The sequence below is a fragment of the Mesorhizobium sp. M1078 genome, from assembly GCF_040318615.1.
Classification (GTDB): Bacteria; Pseudomonadota; Alphaproteobacteria; order Rhizobiales; family Rhizobiaceae; genus Mesorhizobium.
In genome coordinates this window covers 84,659-103,319 of record NZ_JAMYMP010000012.1, presented here as the reverse complement: position 1 = coordinate 103,319, position 18,661 = coordinate 84,659, and the positions used below count along the sequence as shown (strand labels likewise).

Below are 18,661 nucleotides of genomic sequence, written 5' to 3'. Positions count from 1 at the left end.
TTCGAGCGATGCAAAGACGCAACAACTGCCATGTCGAGATGTCGGTTGAGTGATCGTGCAAAAGGCGCGACGCTCTGCGTCGGCGCGGCACGACAAGCGACATAATCATAAGAAACGACAGGAGCGTCCAGGATGACGGAAACAGTTCAGGGCAAGCATATCGTGGTGACCGGTGGCACCGGGGCGCTGGGTGCCGCGGTCGTCGGCAAATTGCTGGCGGACGGCGCGATCTGCCATGTGCCCAATGCCCACGCGTCGGCCCCCACGCATTTCCCCTTCGCGGCCCATGATCGCGTCCGGCTGGCGCATAATGTCGATCTCGCCGATCCTGCCAAGGTCGATGCCTTCTATGACAGCGTTCCCGAATTGTGGGCCTCCATCCATCTGGCCGGCGGCTTTGCCATGGCCCCCGTCGAGAAAATCGAATCCGCATCCTTTGCCGAAATGATGGACACCAACGCCCGCACCGCCTTTCTGTGCTGCCGCGCGGCAGTACGCTCCATGCTGGGCTCGAACACAGCGGGCCGCATCGTCAATGTCACGGCACGCGCCGGGCTCGACCCGCGCAGAGGCGCCGGCATGGTCGCCTATACCGCCAGCAAAGCGGCAGTGGCGGCGATGACCGTGGCGATGTCGGAAGAGCTGAAGCATAAAGGCATACTGGTCAACGCGGTAGCGCCCTCGACGCTCGATACGCCGGCCAACCGCGCCGACATGCCGGATTCCGATTTCGGCAAATGGGTCAGCCTCGAAGCCGCCGCCGAGGCAATCGCCTATCTGGCATCACCGGCCAATCTGGCAATGAGCGGAACGCTGGCGCCACTTTACGGCCGCGCCTGAAGTTCCGCCGCGCAGGCGACTCATTTGGTTTGGCTTCCGATGGCGGCCTTTGCCGACCTCGCCTGATCTACAGCGGAGGTTAGCCATTCAATCATGGCGACCGCCGACGCCTCCACGGCATTAGAAGGCCTGCGACTACGTCAGGTTCGAGACGCCCGCTTCCACGACCTCGACTGCGTCGCCGATGGCGATCGCGCCGGCGTTGTTGGGAATCGCATTCTGGCCGAAGATGATGCCGCCCTTGGCGGAGCGGTGGATTTTGCCAAGCGTCTGCAACGGCTCGCGCGGGTCCGGCTGCTCGCCGCTCAACGGATCTCGGGTCGTGATGACGCACCGCGAGCAAGGCTTTGCGATGCGCAACTCGACAGCGCCGATGCGGATCGTCTTCCAGCTGTCTTCGAGCCATGCGCCGTCTGCGTCGACGACGATGTTTGGCCGGAACCGCGCCATCTCGATGGGCCTGGCAAGATGGCTGTTCAGATGGTTCAGCGAGCCTGTCGTGGCGATCAGCAGCGGAAAACCGTCGGCAAAGCCGACGAAATCGCCGGGCTGGCCGAATTCCGCATCGACCGGCCGGTTTTGCGGATCGTCGAAATAGACGAGATCGACGGGCCGGCCAAGAAATAGCCGAGAGATAGGCGCCGGCGGCCGGATCGCCCGGCCGCGCGGCAGCCATATCCTTCCAGATCTTGACTTGCCGGAGCGCGGTGCTGGGAGCCGGAGCCTCGACGAAGTGCGAGCCATGCCTGTCATGTTTCAACAGGATGCCCGTTTCGCGATGCTCGACGTCGATCGTCGTCATATCAGGTATCTGGCGAATGGTGAGGAACTGCCCATCCTTGTCGACGACCATCCAGCGGCGGTCGCCTTCCATGCCCATTGTCTCGATGTCGGCGCTCGGCACGGCATGGCCGCGCAGGCTCTTGACCGGATAGCGATAGAGTTCGGCGACCTTCATCCCGCATGCTTCTCTGTTGCCCGAAGGGCCTTCCGTGTTTACGTCTGCAACGACGGCCGAGCCTACAACCGCGCGTGCGGAATTGAAGGGGTTGCACGGTCTTAGTCTTGTGCCAATCGCGCAGCCGAGCATGAAAAACCCGCGAGCCTTGCGGCCCGCGGGTTTTCTTGTTCAGGCTGCGCGCGAGGCGCAGCCGAGGCCTAGCTTGCGCGAAGCGGCTTACGCGCTGCGCGCGAAGCGGCTTAGCTGCCCTGCTTCTTCAGCGCGGCGCCAAGGATGTCGCCCAGCGAAGCGCCGGAGTCGGTAGAGCCGTACTGTGCGACGGCTTCCTTCTCTTCGGCGATTTCCAGCGCCTTGATCGAGACCTGCAGCTTGCGGGTCTTCTTGTCGAAGGCGATGACGCGGGCGTCCAGCTTCTGGCCGACCGAGAAGCGCTCGGGGCGCTGCTCGTCACGGTCCCGGCTGAGGTCGTTGCGCTTGATGAAGGTCTCGATGCCGCTGTCGACCAGCCGCACTTCCAGACCGCCATCCTTGATGCCGGTGACTTCGCAGGTGACGACAGCGTTCTTGCGCAGTTCGCCTGAAGTCGCGGCTTCGCCGACCGTGTCCTTGGCCAGCTGCTTGATGCCGAGCGAGATGCGCTCCTTGTCGATGTCGACGTCGAGCACCTGCGCCTTGACCATGTCGCCGCGATTGTACTCTTCGATGACCTGCTCGCCCGGACGGGTCCAGTCGAGGTCGGAAAGGTGCACCATGCCGTCCACGTCGCCTTCGAGGCCGATGAACAGGCCGAACTCGGTCTTGTTCTTGACCTCGCCCTCGACCTGGCTGCCGACCGGATGGCTCGCGGCAAAAGCCTGCCACGGGTTTTCCAGCGTCTGCTTGAGGCCGAGCGAGATGCGGCGCTTGGCCGGATCGACCTCGAGCACGACAACGTCGACTTCCTGTGTCGTCGACAGGATCTTGCCGGGGTGCACGTTCTTCTTGGTCCACGACATTTCCGAAACGTGGATGAGGCCTTCGATGCCCGGCTCCAGCTCGACGAACGCGCCGTAGTCGGTGATGTTGGTGACGGTACCCTTGATCTTCTTGCCGATCGGGAACTTGGTGCCGATCTCGGACCACGGATCGCTCTCGAGCTGCTTCATGCCGAGCGAGATGCGGTGGGTTTCCTGGTTGATGCGGATGATCTGCACCTTGACCGTCTGACCGATGTTGAGGATCTCGGTCGGGTGGTTGACGCGGCGCCATGCCATGTCGGTGACATGCAGCAGGCCATCGATGCCGCCGAGGTCGACGAACGCACCGTAATCGGTGATGTTCTTGACGACGCCTTCGACAACCTGGCCTTCTTCGAGGTTCTGCACGATTTCCGAACGCTGTTCGGCGCGGCTTTCCTCGAGCACGGTGCGGCGCGACACCACGATGTTGCCGCGGCGGCGATCCATCTTGAGGATCTCGAAGGGCTGCGGGTTGTGCATCAGCGGAGAGACATCGCGGATCGGGCGGATATCGACCTGGCTGCGCGGCAGGAAGGCCACGGCGCCGTCGAGGTCGACAGTGAAGCCGCCCTTGACCTGGTTGAAGATGACGCCTTCGACGCGCTCACCCTTGGTGAACTTCTCTTCGAGCTTGACCCAGCTCTCTTCGCGGCGGGCCTTGTCGCGCGACAGGACGGCTTCGCCCAGCGCGTTTTCGATGCGCTCGACCATGACCTCGACCGTGTCGCCGACCTTGAGCGTCGAGTCCTTGCCCTTGACGCCGAATTCCTTCAGCGGCACGCGGCCTTCGACCTTGAGGCCGACATCGATGATGGCCATGTCTTTTTCGATCGCCAGGATCGTGCCCTTGACGACCTGACCTTCGCCGGAGTGGCCGGCGGTAAATGATTCTTCGAGCAGGCTCGCGAAATCGTCGCGAGTGGGATTTGCAGCTGACATATTTTCTCCTGGAGTGCCCCGCATCTCTTGCGGGACGGGCGCCGTGGGTTAGCGTTGCGTTGGCCTGCCGGCGTTCCGGGCTACAAAAGCCCTGGGCCGCCTAAGCGGCAATTCCGGCGCATGAAGAATGCTGGCAGGCTGGTTCGTGCCCGATATGGGTATTTTCTTCGCTTCCGGCAATCGGTGGCAGCGGGAAAACCCTGGATCAGGCTTTATCTCTCTTGGCCAAGGCGTCGTCGATGATCGCTTTGGCCGCCAGAAACGCGGCCTCTATAGCCATTTCGGAGGTATCAAGCAAGTGCGCGTCGGCGGCGGGCTTCAGCGGCGAGTCGGCCCTGCCCATGTCGCGCTCGTCGCGGCGCATGATATCGGCAAGGATTTCGGCGAAATTGGCAGTGCCGCCGATGCTCTCGATTTCCGCCAGCCGGCGCTGCGCCCGCACCTGCGCACTCGCCGTCACATAGAGTTTTATGTCGGCGTCAGGGCACACGACCGTGCCGATGTCGCGCCCGTCGAGCACCGCGCCCGGCGGCGTTTTGGCGAAATCGCGCTGCTTTTCGACCAGGATGCGCCGAACGGTAGGGTAAACCGCTACCTTCGAAGCCGCTTCGCCGACGGCATGCGCCGACAAGACCGCCCGGTCGAGCTTGGCTAGATTGACCTGGCGGGCAGCGGTTTCGGCGGCCGAGACATTGTCGAGCGGCAGCGCGTGCCGGATCAACGCATGGGCGACCGCGCGATAAGTGAGGCCGGTGTCGAGCAGGTTGAGACGGTAGTGGTCGGCCAGCCGGCGGGCCAGCGTGCCCTTGCCGGCGCCGGCCGGGCCGTCGATGGCGATGGTGAACGGCAATTCGCGACCTCGAAGATTTGCTGCTATCAGGATCGAAACTGGAAACCCGCATCTTTCAGCTTCAGAGCTTCATTTCCAGCGTAAAAGCCACTGTGCAGATGATTTAGATTTTTCCGCACCAGGCGTAGCAGCGCGTCGCCAATCTTGGTGAATGCCGCATGCTTCTCTATCAACTGCCCAAGATCGTCGAAGTCGCGCGCTTGGAAATAAAATCGGCCCTGAAAAATTGAACTGCCTTCGGTCCGGGATGGGTTGTACTGTATCACAGATGAGCGGCTGAGATCGGGATCATACGTATCGTTGTATGGATTGTGCTTCCAAACAATTTCCTCCCTCAGTGCCTTGGGAACGAGATGAAAGCCCTCGACCTTACGGCCCGGGTGCACTCGTTCAAATTTTTCTTTCAGCGAGGGTGCGGGGGTCTTCGACCGGCTGTTGATCACCGCGAATACCCCCTTTGAAAGCACGATGGACTGAAGCTCAGTTTGATCTTTGTCTGACAACCAGAAATTGACCTGCCTGCCCATCATTGCCGCGATTCCGACATGCACTCTCATGCACGAATACTGCACATTGAGACAGGGAAAATCACCCAATCTCCGCGCCCAGCCCCGTCATCAGCCCCATGAACTCCGGGAAGCTCGTCGCGATCATTGCGGCGTCGTCGATGGTTACCGGCTTTTCCGTTGCCAGCCCCATCACCAGGAAGCTCATGGCGATACGATGGTCGAGATGCGTCTGCACCGTCGTGTCCTGGCCATTGGGATGGCCGCCCAGCCCCTTGCCGCCGGGCTTTCCGCGCACCGCGAGCGAAGCTTCGCCTTCGGTGCAGTCGACGCCGTTGAGCTTCAGCCCATTGGCAACCGCTGCCAGTCGGTCGGATTCCTTCACCCGCAGCTCTTCCAGCCCCTGCATCAACGTCTCGCCCTCGGCGAAGCTCGCGGCAACCGCCAGCACCGGATATTCGTCGATCATCGACGGCGCCCGCTCGGGCGGCACGGTGACGCCCTTGAGCTCGGAGTAGCGCACGCGCAGATCGGCAACATCCTCGCCGCCGGCATTGCGCGGGTTCAAGATGTCGATCTGGCCGCCCATTTCCTGCAACGTTAGAAGCAGGCCGGTGCGGGTGGGGTTCATCAGCACGTTCTCGATGACGATGTCCGAACCCGGCACGATCAGTGCCGCGACCAGCGGGAAGCCGGCCGAGGAGGGGTCGCCGGGCACGGCGATGGTCTGCCCCGTCAATTTGCCCTGGCCCTCGACGAAGATGTGGCGCACGCCGCGCTCGTCGGTCTCGACCGAGAGATTGGCGCCAAATCCCCTAAGCATCTTTTCGGTATGATCGCGCGTCATCACCGGTTCGATCACGGTGGTGATGCCGGGCGTGTTGAGGCCTGCCAGCAGCACGGCCGACTTCACCTGCGCCGAGGCCATCGGCACGCGGTAGGTAATGGGTGCGGCGTGTTTCGGCCCACGCAGCGTGATCGGCATGCGGTCGCCCGGCGTCGCCTTCAGCACCTGCACGCCCATCTGGCGCAAGGGTTCGAGCACGCGGCCCATCGGCCGTCCCGACAGCGATGCGTCGCCGATGAAGGTCGTTTCCATGTCGTAAGTGCCGACGAGGCCCATTGTGAGGCGGGAGCCGGTACCGGCATTGCCGAAATCGAGCGGGCCTTCCGGCTGCAGCAGCGCGCCATTGCCGGTGCCGCGGATCACCCACTCGGCGCCGCGCTTCTCGATATGCGCGCCCATCGCCTTCATGGCGGCCGCCGTGCGCATCACATCCTCGCCTTCGAGCAGGCCGGTGACGCGGGTTTCGCCGGAGGCAAGGCCGCCGAACATCATGGAACGGTGCGAAATCGACTTGTCGCCCGGCACGCGAGCGGTGCCGGAAAGGGCGGATGATTTGCGGGCGGTGGCCGGCTTGGCAGCGGCGGCGTGAGACATGGAATTTCCCTGGACGGAATGCCGGCGCACCGGCGCTTTTCATTTGTTGCGGCGGTCTCGTATCACGGCGGGCACGAATGGTCATCCCCATGGTCGTCGCTTGGCGCGAGGCCTTTCAGTGCTTGGTTTTGTGACGCCGGCTTTTCGCTTTGACAGCGCGGTAAACTGTGGTTAAGGGGACCACTCTTTTACTGACGAGGCTTGACGTGGCAAAAAACGAACTTGGCACAAAGCGTGTCGACCCTGAAACGGGCCGAAAATTCTACGACCTGAACAAGGACCCTATCGTCTCGCCCTATACGGGCAAGACGTATCCGCGTTCCTATTTCGAGGACGGCAAGATCGCCGCCCTCGAAGAGGAAGAGGAAGTGGCCGAGAAGGAAGTGGACGCCGAGGAAGAAGAAGGCGTTGAAGTCGTCTCGCTTGAAGAGGCCGACGAAGACGTCAAGGCCGGCGACGAGCTTCCCGACCTGGGCGACGACGAGGACGATGTCGATCTAGGCGACGATGAGGACGATACTTTCCTTGCCGACGAAGAGGAAGAAGACGACGACGTCGCCGACATGATCGGCGTCGGCGACGACGACGACGAAGTCTAGGAACGCTTCGAACGCATGCATTTAGCGGCGTTCACGGGCTATGATGAAAAAGCGGGCCTCGAAGGCTTGATCTTCAGGGAAGGCGGGGTTAGAAGCCGCCTGCACTAAACGGCGCGGTCCTGAAACCCGCGCCGGACCTCTCGCCGGCAACGGCGACGGCTGACTGCCGGAGTGGGGCCATAGCTCAGTTGGGAGAGCGCTTGAATGGCATTCAAGAGGTCGTCGGTTCGATCCCGATTGGCTCCACCAAACAGTCTCTTTCCGACGCTCGGTTTCGCGGCATTCATGCTTGTCGCCTGCCAGTCGGCGCCTGAACCATCATCGCCGCCGCCAGCGCCCGCACCTCAGCCCATGGCGCCTGCCGCGATCTCTGCTCCGGATGGTGCGGCGGTCCTCGATCCATCTGTGCGGGTTATGCCGCCCGGCGAAGGAGTCCCGGCCAAGTATGTCGCGTTTTCCGGCATATGGGGCGGACAGTTGGACGGGATGTATGATGGCAAGCTCGCTGTGCTGACGATTACGCGCGGCGGCAATGTCACCGCCACCTATGCTTGGGGCGATGTCGGCGACAACAAACCGGGCGTGGCCGACGGCGAAGGCAAGATTTTCGGCAACACGTTGAAACTGCGGCGCCTTCCCAATGGCGCGGACGTCAGCGCGGTCATTCAGGCGGACGGAACGCTGGCCGTCACCTATGGGCTTGCCGACCGCACCTATACGGGCACGTTCACCAAGCAGTAATCGCGAGAGCTAATCTTCCGGGGAAGCCACGGCTGGCTCCTTCCCTTGATCAATGCAGGCCGAATTCGCGCAGCAGTTCTTCGCGATAGCGCACGAAGCGGCTCTCGCTGCGCTCGCGCGGGCGTGGCAGGTCGATGTCGATCAACCGCGCCGCGCCGCCTTTCTCCTTGGGCAGGATCAGCACCCGGTCAGCCAGATAGATCGCCTCCTCCAGATCGTGGGTGACCATCACCATGGTGACGTTCTCCTCGCTCCAGATGCGCGCCAGTTCCTCCTGCATGCCGATCTTGGTCATGGCGTCCAGCGCCCCCAGCGGCTCGTCGAGCAGAAGGATTTCGGGCTGCACGGTGAGCGCCCGGGCGATGCCGACGCGCTGCGCCATGCCGCCGGAAAGCTGGCTCGGAAAAGCATCCGCGAATTCGGCAAGACCGACCAGTGCGACGTAGAAGCGGGCGCGTTCCTCGGCCTGCCTCTTGGGAACACCGCGCACTTCGAGGCCGAAGGCGACATTGCCGAGCACGCTGAGCCAAGGCAGCAGCCGCGGCTCCTGGAAAATCACGGCACGCTCGGCGCCGACGCCATGCACCGGCTGGCCGTCGATCGCGACACCGCCGCTGTCGGCCGCCTCCAGCCCGGCCAGAATACGCAGCAGCGTGGTCTTGCCGGAGCCGCTGGCGCCGACGATGACCAGGCATTCCCCCGAACGAATGTCGAGGTTGAGCGTCCGCAGCACGGCAAGCTGGCGCCCGCCGAGGCTGAAGGATTTGGACAGGTCGCGGATCGAGACCTCTCCGCCACGGTTGGAACCGGCCATCTTGTCTCTCAGCTATTTCAAAGCTCAGTTGATCTTGGTTTCGCCTGGCCGGTACAGGATGTCGGCGGCTTTCAGCTTGCCCTTGGCCAGACGGCCGTCGCGCTCCAGCACCGCGACCCAGAAGTCGATGTCGCGATCGGTCGCCTGCGCACCTTCGCGCAGACCAAAGCCGGTCCAGTAGCGGGCGAGATCGCCGTTTTCGCCGCGCTTGTCGAGGATAGTGGCCAGCACCTTGCGGGCTTCGTCCGGGTTCTGGCGCGACCAGTCCGAGGCGCGCTCCGACTGTTCGACGAAGTTGCGCGCCGCATCCGGGTTGGCGGCAATGAAGTCGCGCCTGAGTACGACGAAGCCGCCGGCGAGTTCGCCGAGCACCTGGGTGTCGTCGAACACGCCGCGCACGCCGCCGTTGGCGACCAGCGCGCCGGCAAAGGTCGCCTGCCAGTAGCCGAGGCCGGCAATGTCGACCTGGCGCGAGCGCAGCGTCTGCTCAAGCTGCGGGCCGGGCACGACAATGAGGTTGGCGGCGGTCGGCGGCAGGCCGACGCTGTGCAGGGCCTCACGCACCGTATAGTCGAGATGAGCGCCGAGCGTGTTGACCGAGATGGTCTTGCCGGCAATGTCGGCGATCGATTTGATCGGGCTGTCTTCCAGCACGTAGAAGACGCTCTTCACATCCTTGTTGATGCCGTTGCTCGGATACGCCGCGACGAAGTCGTTGCCGCCGGAGATCGAGTTGATCACCGCCGCGGTGGCGGCCGAGCCGATGTCGACGCTGCCGGAAGACAGCGCAAACAGCGATTCCGGTCCGCCCGAGGAATAGCCGACATTCTCCAGCTCGACGCCGAGCCCTTTGAAGTAGCCAAGCTCGTCGGCCAGCTCGTGCGGGGAGATGCTGCCACGGCTGGCGAGGTAGCGGAACTTGACGGCTGCGGCTTGCGCAAAGGCCATGCGCGGCAGGCCGGCGGCGATGAGGCCGGCGGCAAGCGGCGCGCCGGCAAGCAGCGAACGGCGGGTGATTTTCATGATCGGGTCCTTCCTGGAGGTAAACGGTGAGGGGCGGACTGCTCAGTTGACAGGATTGCTCCAGCGACAGAGCCGCCGCTGCAGGGTGACCAATGCCTGGTTGGCGATCAGGCCAAGCCCGGCGAGGATGACGATTGCCGCAAACATCAGCGGGATCTGGAAATTGTACTGCGCGTTCATCACCTGGAAGCCGATGCCCTTGTTGGCACCGATCATCTCGGACGCGATCAGCAGCAGCAGCGCGGTGGTGGCGCTCAGCCGCAAGCCGACGAAGATCGACGGCACGGCGCCCGGCAGTACGACGCGGCGAAACACGGTGAGCCGGCTTGCACCATAGACCTGCGCCATTTCAAGCAGCTTGGGATCGACTTCCTTGACGCCGCTGGTGGTATTGAGCAGCAGCGGAAACAGCGTCGCCCAGAAGATGACGAAGATCTTCGAGGTCTCGCCAAGTCCCAAGAGCAGGATGAACACCGGATAGAGCGCCAGCGCCGACGTCTGCCGGAACACCTGCAGGATCGGATCGAGCGCGGTTTCGACCGGGCGCACCTGGCCCATGAACAGGCCGAGCGGAATGGCGACGGCGACGGCTGCGGCAAAGGCGATGCCGGCGCGCTGCAGGCTGATGGCGATGTCGCCGAGCAGGCTGCCGCCGGCAAGCCCCTTCCAGAGCGCTTCGACGATCATGTCGATCGGCGGCAGCACCGCCGCGTTGACCCATCCGACGCTGCTCGCCACCTGCCAGAGCGCCAGGAAGCCGGCAAGCACGCCGTAGCGCTTCAGGAAGCGAACAGCAGCCCGGCCGCCGAGGCGCAGAAAGTCGGTGCCGAGCCCGGTTTCGCCACCACCGCGGCGAACCGTGATTTGCCGATCGATGTGCTGCAACGTCATTGCTTCACCCCTTCGATGCCAAGGTCATTCGGCGGCAAGGACGGTCGAGCGGGCGACGGTCCATGGATTTTCCGGGCGCCTGAGGCCAAGATTCTCGCGCAGCGTGCGGCCTTCGTAAGCCGTGCGGAACAGGCCGCGCCGCTGCAGCTCGGGAATGACCAGGTCGACGAAATCGTCGAGCGCGCCGGGCAGCCAGGGCGGCAGGATGTTGAAGCCGTCGGCCGCCTCGCTGGTGAACCATTCCTCCAGCTGATCGGCGACCTGCGTGACGCTGCCGACGATGGTGTAGTGGCCGCGCGCCGTCGCTACCCATTGGTAAAGCTGGCGGATGCTGAAATTGTGCTCGTCGGCAATCTGCCGGATCAGCGCCTGGCGGCTTTTCATGCCTTCGGTTTCCTTGCTCGGCGGCAACGGGCCGTCGAGCGGATAGCCCCTGATGTCGAGCGTCTGGCCGGCCAGCCCGTTGAGCAGGGCGACACCGTCCTCGGGCAGGATAAGGTCGTTAAGCTGTTGGTATTTGGCACGGGCCTCGTCCTCGGTGCGGCCGACGAAGGGCGCGACGCCCGGCATGATCAGCACCTGGTCGGGATCGCGGCCGACTTCAGCCACGCGCGCCTTGATGTCGCGGTAGAATTCCTGCGCCGTCTCGAGCTTCTGATGGGCCGTGAAGATTACCTCGGCCGAGTGCGCGGCAAGCCCACGGCCGTCTTCCGACTGCCCCGCTTGTACGACAACCGGATGTCCTTGCACCGGGCGCGGCACGTTGAGCGGACCCTTGACGCTGAAATGCTCGCCCTTGTGGTCGATGTCGTGCAATCTGTCCTTGTCGTAGAAACGGCCCGACTGCTTGTCGCGGATGAAGGCGTCATCCTCCCAGCTGTCCCACAGCGCCTTGACCGTCTCGACATGCTCATGCGCCCTGGCATAGCGCTCGGCATGGCTGGGCTGGACGTCGCGGTTGAAATTGCGTGCCGTTTCGTCGCCGGCCGAGGTCACCACGTTCCAGCCGGCGCGGCCGTTCGACAACAGGTCGAGCGAAGCGAATTTGCGCGCCAGCGTGTAAGGCTCCTCATAAGTGGTGGACGCCGTTGCGATGAAGCCGAGATGCGTCGTCAGCGGCGCCAGCGCCGCAAACAGCGTCACCGGCTCGAAGCCGGCGATCTTGGCGTTGCCGCCCTCGCGGGCGCCGAGGCCGACGGTCAGGTTGTCGGCCAGGAAATAGGCGTCGAACAGGCCGCGCTCGGCGGTCAGCGCCAGCTTCTTGTGGAACTCGAAATTGGTGGCGCCGTCGGCCGGCGCATCGGGATGACGCCAGGCGGCGATATGCTGCCCGCCGCCGGGCAGGAAAGCGCCGAGCTTGATCTGCCGCGGCCTGCTATCGGACTTGCTGGCTCGAGTCATTGCAGGCGTCCTTCTGGTCTATGCGGGATGGAATATTGCGTCGCGGATCGTGGTTTCAGGCGGCAAGGACGACGCTGTAGGGCACGCCGGCCACCCGGCATGCCTCGGCGACCGCCTGCCGGGCTCGCGCCTTGACTGCCTCTGACACCAGCACGCCATCTGCAAAGTCCTTGTCCGAGGCGTAGATCGCGGTCGGCAGGGTCTGCGCCTCGAAGAAGCCGAACAACGGCCGCAACTGGTGTTCGACGACAAGCGAATGACGCTCGCCGCCGCCTGTTGCCGCCAGGATGATCGGCTTGCCGCGCAGCGACGACGGGTCGAGCAGGTCGAAGAAGTGCTTGAACAGCCCGGTGTAGCTGCCCTTGAAGGTCGGGGAGCCGACCACCAGCACGTCGGCGCCGAGCAGCTGCTCGATAATACCGCGCGCCGCCGGATCGAGATCGCCAAGCTGTCTTGCAGGCGCAAAGGACGGGCCGAGATCCTCGATGTCGAAAACGCTCAAAGCCGAGCCGGCCCGGCTCGCCACCTCACCGGCGATGTGGCTGACGAATGCCTTCGTCTTGGACGGACGGGTCAGGTTGCCGGACAACCCCACCACCAACTTTTTTGACATCCGAGGCTCCTTCTCGCAGACGCACTATCCGCATTAAGCCTACCGATTTTGTAGAATTAAATGAGCGAGAAGATTTCAAAACCGGGCTCTGAAACGAATGGAGTTTGCGGTACATCGCCTTTGGTTGGTTCATTTGGCCCCAAAAGCGCCGCGGCAGATGCTGACGCGGTCGCGCAAGGCATCGCCGGGGACCATGGCCTTGGTCCTTTGCGCACCGATGGGTATCGTTGCGAACCGTCAAGGGCCGGCGGCATTGACACTGCGTTGTGTGAGTGTCGATTGAACCCGATCGCGTGGGCGACGAAGTAGGCAACTGGAATCAAAGAACAGGATGCGCGCATGAAAAAGATCGGCTTTCTTTCCTTCGGCCATTGGTCGCCCTCGTCGCAATCGCAGACGCGCTCGGCGTCCGACGCGCTGCTGCAGTCGATCGACATGGCCGTCGCCGCCGAGGAGCTGGGCGCGGACGGCGCCTATTTCCGCGTCCATCATTTTGCCCGCCAGCTCGCTTCGCCGTTTCCGCTTCTGGCCGCGGTCGGCGCCCGCACCAGCCGCATCGAGATCGGCACCGCCGTCATCGACATGCGCTATGAGAATCCGCTGTATATGGCCGAGGATGCGGGTGCTGCCGACCTGATCGCCGGTGGCCGGCTGCAGCTTGGCATCAGCCGCGGTTCGCCGGAGCAGGTGATCGACGGCTGGCGCTACTTCGGCTACGTGCCGCAGGACGGCAAAAGCGATGCCGACATGGCGCGCAACCATGCCGAGGTGTTTCTGGACGTGCTGCGCGGCGAAGGTTTCGCGCAACCCAATCCGCGGCCGATGTTCCCCAATCCTCCGGGAATGCTGCGGCTCGAGCCGTTCTCGGCCGGCCTGCGCGATCGGATCTGGTGGGGCGCCGCTACCAACGCCACCGCCGAATGGGCGGGCAAGCTCGGCATGAACCTGCAAAGTTCGACGCTGAAGTTCGATGAGGGCGGCCAGCCGCTCCACATCCAGCAGGCCGAACAGATCCGCGCCTATCGCGCGGCGTGGAAGGCGGCCGGCCACACACGCGAGCCGCGCGTGTCGGTCAGCCGCAGCATCTTTGCGCTGGTGAACGACCGCGACCGCGCCTATTTCGGCGGCGGCAGCAGCGAAGATCATTTCGGCTATATCGAGCCTGAGAAGCTTGCCGTCTTCGGCCGCTCCTATGCCGCCGAGCCCGATGTGCTGGTCAAGCAGCTGAAAGAGGATGAAGCGATCGCCGAGGCCGACACGCTGCTTCTGACCGTCCCCAACCAGCTCGGCGTCGAGTACAACGCCCACGTCATCGAGGCGATCCTGAAGCACGTCGCGCCGGCTCTGGGCTGGCGCTGACAAGAGGCGCCAGCCGCCCGGCAAACAAAGAGATAGACCGTTTCGCCGGCAAACGGTGAGACGCTCTAAGGGAAGAGGCGGCTAGGCATCCGCCTTGAAGGTCTGCTTCTGCTGGCCTAGCCCCTCGATGCCCAGTTCCACCACATCGCCGGGCTTCAGGAACACGGGCGGCTTCATGCCCAGCCCAACGCCGGGCGGGGTGCCGGTGGAGATGATGTCGCCAGGATGCAGCGACATGAACTGGCTGAGATAGGAAACGAGATAGGCGACGCCGTAGACCATGGTCCTGGTCGAGCCGTTCTGCATCGTCTTGCCGTTGACCGTCAGCCACATTTTGAGGTTCTGCGGATCGGCAACCTCGTCCTTGGTGACAAGCCACGGCCCGGTCGGACCGAACGTGTCGCAGCTCTTGCCCTTGGTCCACTGGCCCTGGCGCTCGGCCTGGAAGGCGCGCTCGGACACGTCATGGGCAACGGCATAGCCGGCGACATAATCCAGCGCCTCGGCTTCGCTGACGTATTTGGCTTTTCTGCCGATGACCACGGCGAGTTCAACCTCCCAGTCGGTCTTTTCCGAACCGCGCGGGATCAGCACATCATCGTCGGGGCCGACAATGGCCGAGCTCGCCTTCATGAAGATGATCGGCTCCGGCGGCACGGTGGCGCCGGTTTCGGCGGCATGGTCGGAATAATTCAGGCCGATGCAGATGAACTTGCCCGTGCCTGCGACGCAGGCGCCGAGGCGCGGCTTGCCGGAAACCGCCGGCAGCGAGTTCGGATCGAGCTTCGACAATGTCTCGAGCGACGCCGGATCGAGCGCCTTGCCGGCAATGTCGGTGACATGACCCGAAAGATCGCGGATCGTTCCATCCGCATCGAGCAGGCCGGGGCGTTCGCTCCCTATCTCGCCATAGCGCAGCAGTTTCATCTTGCTCTCCAAATTGTGGCCCAAGGCCGTTTTCAAAACTCGCTCCGCCAAGCGATGACTGGGCGGACTCTGGCTATCGGACCCGACCTGGGGCAAGCCGGACTTTAGAACTGTTCGAGCCTGGACCTGCGGATCAAGGCTATTGCTCAGATCGACCAGCCGCCGTCGATATTATAGGCCTGCCCTGAGGTGTACGTGGCACCGGCCAGATAAACCGCAAGATCGGCGATTTCCTCGGGCGTGCCGAGACGGCCCATCGGCTGGCGGGCAATGAAGGCTGCGCGGGCCGCGTCGTAATCGCCCTGCGCATGCATGCGGTCCTGCAGCGACGGGCTCTCGACGGTGCCGGGGCAGATGGCGTTGCAGCGAATGCCCTTGGCGACATAGTCCGCGGCAACCGCCTTGGTGAGACCGATCACGGCCGCCTTGGAGACGCCATAGGCGAAGCGGTTGGGCACGCCCTTGCCGGCGCCGGCGACGGACGACATGTTGATGATCGAGCCATCGCCGCGCTCCAGCATGCCGGGCAGTACCGCCCGAATGGTGCGGATCATGGCGCGGACATTGAGGTTGAAGGCGAAGTCGAGATCGGCATCCTTCATCTCGAGGATGGACCCGGAATGAACGAAGCCGGCGCAGTTGAACAGCACGTCGACGCGGCCGATTTCGGCGAAGCCCGACGTGACGGCATCATCGTTGAGGACGTCGAGCTTGCGGGTCTTGATGCCGGAGGTCTTGGCGAGTTCGGCCAGCAGCGCCTCGTTGATGTCGGTGGCGTGCACGACGGCGCCTGCCTTGGCGAAGGCCAATGCGCTCGCCCTGCCGATGCCTTGCGCCGCCGCCGTGACGACAACGACCTTGCCTGCCAGATCCGCCATGCGTTTCTCCTCGCCCTCTTTGGCCACTTCTCGGCCCGATTTAATGCCGGCTGACCGGGGCGTCCTGTGCCAGACAGGCGCGACTATGCGGCCTGCACAATCCATCAGTCCTTAAATAACAAATGTTTTTTCTGGTTAAAGAACACATGTCCAAGCGTCAAGCCCGAACGCGATCACCTTCGCGACGGCTGATGTAATGCACATCGCTTGCTCTGATGCAACAACATGTATGACAACCGGACAACGAGTCACGCTGCCATGGTTCACTCAAGCACAGCGCGCTTCGGCGGCATTAGTCGCCGTATGGCACCCAGACGTTCTTCACTTCGACGGCGCGGCGCAGCAGGGCATCGCCGGCGGCCTCGTCGGACGCCCAGTCGAGGCTGCGGCCGTTGCCGGTCCAGACGCGCTTGAGATTGCCGACGGAATCGGCCTCCGCTTTGGCGCAAGTGTCGGCATCGGCAAACAGCCAGAGCCCGTCGACATCGTCATGCTTGGCCAGCACGCCGGCAAGCTCCGCCGTGCGGCCGGTGACGATGTTGATGGCGCCTGCCGGAACGTCGGAATATTCGATCACCTGGTAGAGATCGGTGGCAAGCAGCGGGTATTTTTCCGACGGCACGGCCACCACCGTGTTGCCCATGGCAAGCGCAGGTGCGATCAGGGAGATCAAGCCGAGCAGCGGCGCGCTGTCCGGGGCGACGATGCCGAGGACGCCGACCGGCTCGTGCAAAGCGAGCGTGACGGCGCGGGCCGGTGGCTGATGCACCCTGCCCTCATACTTGTCGGCAAGGCCGGCATAGAGGAACAGGCGCTCGATCGATTGTTCCACTTCCTCCCGCGCGGCCTTGGCGTTGGCGCCGGTCAGTTCGGACAAGCGTGCGGTAAATTCGCCGGTGCGGCCGGACAGGTTTTCGGCGAGATAAAAGAGCACCTGGGAACGGTTGTAGGCGGTCGCTTCCGTCCAGGCCTTGCAGGCGCGGGCGGCGGCAACGGCGTCGCGGATGTCCTTGCGGCTGCCGAGACCGACTTCGCCGGCCAGCTTGCCCCTGGCAGTGGCGACAGAAAGCGAATAATTACCATCGGGCCGCACCTGCTTGCCGCCGATGAACAGTTTGGCCGTACGATCGATGGCGCCGCCATCCGATTGCTCGACGGGCTGCGCCGAAGAGGTCGCCGGCTTGATCACGGGACCAAGCGGCAGTTTTGCCGAGAGATATTCGAACATGCCCTCGCGCCCGCCCTCGCGGCCAAAGCCGCTTTCGCGATAGCCGCCGAAGCCGCAGGCGGCGTCGAACATGTTGGTGCCGTTGACCCAGACGACGCCGGCCTTCAATTGCGGCGCGACATGCAGCGCGAGATTGATGTTTTCGCTCCACACCGAGGCGGCCAGCCCATAGCGCGTGTTGTTGGCAAGCTCGATCGCTTCCTCGGTGTTGCGGAAGGTCATGGTGGCCAGAACCGGACCGAACACCTCTTCCTGCGCCAATATATTTGCCGGCGAAACACCGGTGGCGAGCGTCGGCAGGTGGTAGTAGCCGGAAGACGGCAGCACTGCGTCGGGCTGCCAGCAGACGGCGCCCTGTCTGGCGCCTTCTGCGACCAGGCCCTTGACGCGGTCGAGCTGTGTGGCGTCGACCAGCGGGCCGATATCGGTGTTCTTGTCGAGCGGGCTGCCGACGCGAAGCCGGCTCATCCTGACCTTGACCTTGGCGATCAACGCATCGGCAATGCCTTCCTGCACCAGAAGCCGTGACCCGGCGCAGCAGACCTGGCCCTGGTTGAACCAGATGCCGTCGACCAGTCCTTCGACGGCGCTGTCGAGATCGGCGTCCTCGAAGACGATGAAGGCCGACTTGCCGCCGAGCTCCAGAGACAGTTTCTTGCCCGATCCAGCCGTGGCTTTCCTGATGATCTTGCCGACTTCCGAGGAACCAGTGAAGGCGATCTTCTGGATGCCGGGATGGTTGACGATGGCGACGCCCGCTTCAGGTCCACCCTGGACGATGTTGACGACGCCCTTGGGCACGCCGGCGCGCTCGCAGATCTCAGCGAACAGGATGGCCGTGAGGGGGGTGAATTCGGCCGGCTTCAGCACCACCGTGCAGCCGGCGGCGAGGGCCGGCGCGATCTTCCAGGCCAGCATCAGCAGCGGGAAATTCCACGGAATGATCTGGCCGACGACACCGACACCCTTGTGGCCGGGGAAATCCTTGTCCAGCGCCTGCGCCCATCCGGCATGATGGATGAAATGGCGGATGGCCAGCGGCACGTCGATGTCGCGGCTTTCGCGGATCGGCTTGCCGTTGTCGATGGATTCCAACACCGCGAACAGCCGCTGATGGCGCTGCATGGCGCGGCCGATGGCATAGAGCACTTTTGCGCGCTGGTAGCCCGAGGGTGCCGACCATTTCGGTAAGGCCTTGGTGGCTGCGGCGACGGCTGCGTCGATATCGGCGGCGCTGGCATCGGAGATCTTGGCCAGCAGCTTGCCGGAGGAGGGTTCGCTGGTCTCGAAAGTCTTGCCGCTGGCGGCCGCCTTCCAGCCGCCATCGATGAACAGCGCCTTGCCGAAATCGCGTCCGGCAAGCCAGGCATCGGCCTCGGTGCGGGCTTCCGGCGCCGGGCCGTATTCCATGGAGTGATAGCGTTCGAGAATGTTCATGACGCGCTCCAGATAATCTTCTTGGCAGGCGCTCTGTGGCGCCCCCCTCTGTCCTGCCGGACATCTTCCCCACAAGGAGGGAGATCAGCATTCGCGCCTGTCGGCTCCGAAACGTCGACGACTGGCGAAATCGTCAATGATAGCCAATCTCCCCCCAGGTGGGGGAGATGTCCGGGAGGACAGAGGGGGGCGCGAAAAAACTCGGCGTTCAAGGC

At 63.7% G+C, this 18,661-nt stretch carries 17 protein-coding genes, 1 tRNA gene and 1 pseudogene; 5 read left to right on the top strand and 14 right to left on the bottom strand.

What is annotated here, in order from left to right; translation table 11 throughout:
* The first annotated feature begins 132 nt into the window (after positions 1–132).
* Positions 133–840: an SDR family NAD(P)-dependent oxidoreductase gene (locus tag NKH38_RS17595; protein WP_352762048.1), complete on the top strand. Its 708-nt coding sequence runs from the start codon at positions 133–135 to the stop codon at positions 838–840.
* A 135-nt stretch (positions 841–975) separates the two neighbouring features.
* Here NKH38_RS17595 and NKH38_RS17590 read toward each other — a convergent pair whose 3' ends face one another.
* The 6 genes and pseudogenes from NKH38_RS17590 to aroA form a co-directional block, all read right to left on the bottom strand.
* Entirely contained in the window at positions 976–1,584 is a 609-nt protein-coding gene (locus NKH38_RS17590; RefSeq protein ID WP_352762047.1) for an MOSC domain-containing protein, read from the bottom strand.
* A pseudogene (locus NKH38_RS17585) lies at positions 1,529–1,798 on the bottom strand (MOSC N-terminal beta barrel domain-containing protein); the annotation flags it as partial. The gene NKH38_RS17590 and the pseudogene NKH38_RS17585, both read right to left, overlap by 56 nt.
* Positions 1,799–2,040: 242 nt before the next feature.
* Complete coding sequence (rpsA, locus tag NKH38_RS17580) at positions 2,041–3,738, bottom strand: 30S ribosomal protein S1 (protein WP_023703671.1); 1,698 nt, start codon at positions 3,736–3,738, stop codon at positions 2,041–2,043.
* Positions 3,739–3,943: 205 nt separating this feature from the next.
* Complete coding sequence (cmk, locus tag NKH38_RS17575) at positions 3,944–4,588, bottom strand: (d)CMP kinase (RefSeq protein WP_031195781.1); 645 nt, start codon at positions 4,586–4,588, stop codon at positions 3,944–3,946.
* A 26-nt stretch (positions 4,589–4,614) separates the two neighbouring features.
* The gene (locus NKH38_RS17570; protein ID WP_352762046.1) at positions 4,615–5,118 is read right to left on the bottom strand and encodes a hypothetical protein; all 504 of its coding nucleotides are present in this window, start codon (positions 5,116–5,118) and stop codon (positions 4,615–4,617) included.
* Between the two features lie 58 nt (positions 5,119–5,176).
* Positions 5,177–6,535 (bottom strand): 3-phosphoshikimate 1-carboxyvinyltransferase, encoded by a 1,359-nt coding sequence (aroA, locus tag NKH38_RS17565; RefSeq protein ID WP_352762045.1) that lies wholly within the window; start codon positions 6,533–6,535, stop codon positions 5,177–5,179.
* Positions 6,536–6,741: 206 nt separating this feature from the next.
* Between aroA and NKH38_RS17560 the strand changes: the two genes are divergently transcribed.
* The 3 genes from NKH38_RS17560 (at position 6,742) to NKH38_RS17550 (ending at position 7,875) form a co-directional block, all read left to right on the top strand.
* Positions 6,742–7,134 (top strand): TIGR02300 family protein, encoded by a 393-nt coding sequence (locus NKH38_RS17560; RefSeq protein ID WP_023683538.1) that lies wholly within the window; start codon positions 6,742–6,744, stop codon positions 7,132–7,134.
* A 173-nt stretch (positions 7,135–7,307) separates the two neighbouring features.
* Positions 7,308–7,383, top strand: a tRNA-Ala gene (locus tag NKH38_RS17555).
* Positions 7,384–7,485: 102 nt separating this feature from the next.
* Complete coding sequence (locus tag NKH38_RS17550) at positions 7,486–7,875, top strand: hypothetical protein (RefSeq protein WP_023693130.1); 390 nt, start codon at positions 7,486–7,488, stop codon at positions 7,873–7,875.
* 49 nt (positions 7,876–7,924) lie between these two features.
* Here the strand turns inward: NKH38_RS17550 and NKH38_RS17545 are convergent, their stop codons facing one another.
* From NKH38_RS17545 to msuE, 5 genes are read right to left on the bottom strand one after another with little or no spacing between them, the layout of a single operon-like run.
* Positions 7,925–8,689 carry an ABC transporter ATP-binding protein gene (locus NKH38_RS17545; protein WP_023671311.1) on the bottom strand — a complete coding sequence of 255 codons (765 nt, stop codon included), beginning with the start codon at positions 8,687–8,689 and terminating at the stop codon, positions 7,925–7,927.
* A gap of 24 nt (positions 8,690–8,713) precedes the next feature.
* Complete coding sequence (locus tag NKH38_RS17540) at positions 8,714–9,712, bottom strand: ABC transporter substrate-binding protein (RefSeq protein WP_352762044.1); 999 nt, start codon at positions 9,710–9,712, stop codon at positions 8,714–8,716.
* Positions 9,713–9,754: 42 nt separating this feature from the next.
* Positions 9,755–10,603, bottom strand: coding sequence for an ABC transporter permease (locus NKH38_RS17535; RefSeq protein ID WP_023703675.1), 849 nt, complete (start codon positions 10,601–10,603; stop codon positions 9,755–9,757).
* A 24-nt stretch (positions 10,604–10,627) separates the two neighbouring features.
* A complete protein-coding gene (locus NKH38_RS17530) occupies positions 10,628–12,004 on the bottom strand; it encodes an LLM class flavin-dependent oxidoreductase (protein ID WP_023700424.1) in 1,377 nt (458 codons plus the stop codon).
* A gap of 55 nt (positions 12,005–12,059) precedes the next feature.
* Positions 12,060–12,617, bottom strand: a complete 558-nt coding sequence (msuE, locus tag NKH38_RS17525) for an FMN reductase (protein ID WP_023683545.1) — start codon at positions 12,615–12,617, stop codon at positions 12,060–12,062.
* 339 nt (positions 12,618–12,956) lie between these two features.
* Between msuE and NKH38_RS17520 the strand changes: the two genes are divergently transcribed.
* On the top strand, positions 12,957–13,976 hold the full coding sequence (locus NKH38_RS17520) for an LLM class flavin-dependent oxidoreductase (RefSeq protein WP_023819742.1): 1,020 nt from the start codon (positions 12,957–12,959) through the stop codon (positions 13,974–13,976).
* A gap of 81 nt (positions 13,977–14,057) precedes the next feature.
* Here NKH38_RS17520 and NKH38_RS17515 read toward each other — a convergent pair whose 3' ends face one another.
* The 3 genes from NKH38_RS17515 to NKH38_RS17505 all read right to left on the bottom strand — a co-directional run bounded on the left by NKH38_RS17515 (position 14,058) and on the right by NKH38_RS17505 (position 18,446).
* Positions 14,058–14,903, bottom strand: coding sequence for a fumarylacetoacetate hydrolase family protein (locus NKH38_RS17515; protein ID WP_023689210.1), 846 nt, complete (start codon positions 14,901–14,903; stop codon positions 14,058–14,060).
* A 146-nt stretch (positions 14,904–15,049) separates the two neighbouring features.
* Positions 15,050–15,781, bottom strand: coding sequence for an SDR family oxidoreductase (locus NKH38_RS17510; RefSeq protein WP_023689209.1), 732 nt, complete (start codon positions 15,779–15,781; stop codon positions 15,050–15,052).
* Positions 15,782–16,073: 292 nt separating this feature from the next.
* A complete protein-coding gene (locus NKH38_RS17505; RefSeq protein WP_352762043.1) occupies positions 16,074–18,446 on the bottom strand; it encodes an aldehyde dehydrogenase family protein in 2,373 nt (790 codons plus the stop codon).
* Between the last annotated feature and the right edge of the window lie 215 nt (positions 18,447–18,661).

Bases quoted from the DNA above. Each gene is read 5' to 3' on its own strand.
- NKH38_RS17520 (WP_023819742.1), top strand. From the start codon at position 12,957: ATGAAAAAGATCGGCTTTCTTTCCTTCGGCCATTGGTCGCCCTCGTCG.
- NKH38_RS17535 (WP_023703675.1), bottom strand. From the start codon at position 10,603: ATGACGTTGCAGCACATCGATCGGCAAATCACGGTTCGCCGCGGTGGT.
- NKH38_RS17530 (WP_023700424.1), bottom strand. From the start codon at position 12,004: ATGACTCGAGCCAGCAAGTCCGATAGCAGGCCGCGGCAGATCAAGCTC.
- rpsA (WP_023703671.1), bottom strand. From the start codon at position 3,738: ATGTCAGCTGCAAATCCCACTCGCGACGATTTCGCGAGCCTGCTCGAA.
- msuE (WP_023683545.1), bottom strand. From the start codon at position 12,617: ATGTCAAAAAAGTTGGTGGTGGGGTTGTCCGGCAACCTGACCCGTCCG.
- NKH38_RS17550 (WP_023693130.1), top strand. From the start codon at position 7,486: ATGGCGCCTGCCGCGATCTCTGCTCCGGATGGTGCGGCGGTCCTCGAT.
- NKH38_RS17505 (WP_352762043.1), bottom strand. From the start codon at position 18,446: ATGAACATTCTCGAACGCTATCACTCCATGGAATACGGCCCGGCGCCG.
- NKH38_RS17545 (WP_023671311.1), bottom strand. From the start codon at position 8,689: ATGGCCGGTTCCAACCGTGGCGGAGAGGTCTCGATCCGCGACCTGTCC.
- NKH38_RS17515 (WP_023689210.1), bottom strand. From the start codon at position 14,903: ATGAAACTGCTGCGCTATGGCGAGATAGGGAGCGAACGCCCCGGCCTG.
- NKH38_RS17595 (WP_352762048.1), top strand. From the start codon at position 133: ATGACGGAAACAGTTCAGGGCAAGCATATCGTGGTGACCGGTGGCACC.
- NKH38_RS17510 (WP_023689209.1), bottom strand. From the start codon at position 15,781: ATGGCGGATCTGGCAGGCAAGGTCGTTGTCGTCACGGCGGCGGCGCAA.
- NKH38_RS17540 (WP_352762044.1), bottom strand. From the start codon at position 9,712: ATGAAAATCACCCGCCGTTCGCTGCTTGCCGGCGCGCCGCTTGCCGCC.
- aroA (WP_352762045.1), bottom strand. From the start codon at position 6,535: ATGTCTCACGCCGCCGCTGCCAAGCCGGCCACCGCCCGCAAATCATCC.
- NKH38_RS17590 (WP_352762047.1), bottom strand. From the start codon at position 1,584: ATGGCTCGCACTTCGTCGAGGCTCCGGCTCCCAGCACCGCGCTCCGGC.
- NKH38_RS17570 (WP_352762046.1), bottom strand. From the start codon at position 5,118: ATGATGGGCAGGCAGGTCAATTTCTGGTTGTCAGACAAAGATCAAACT.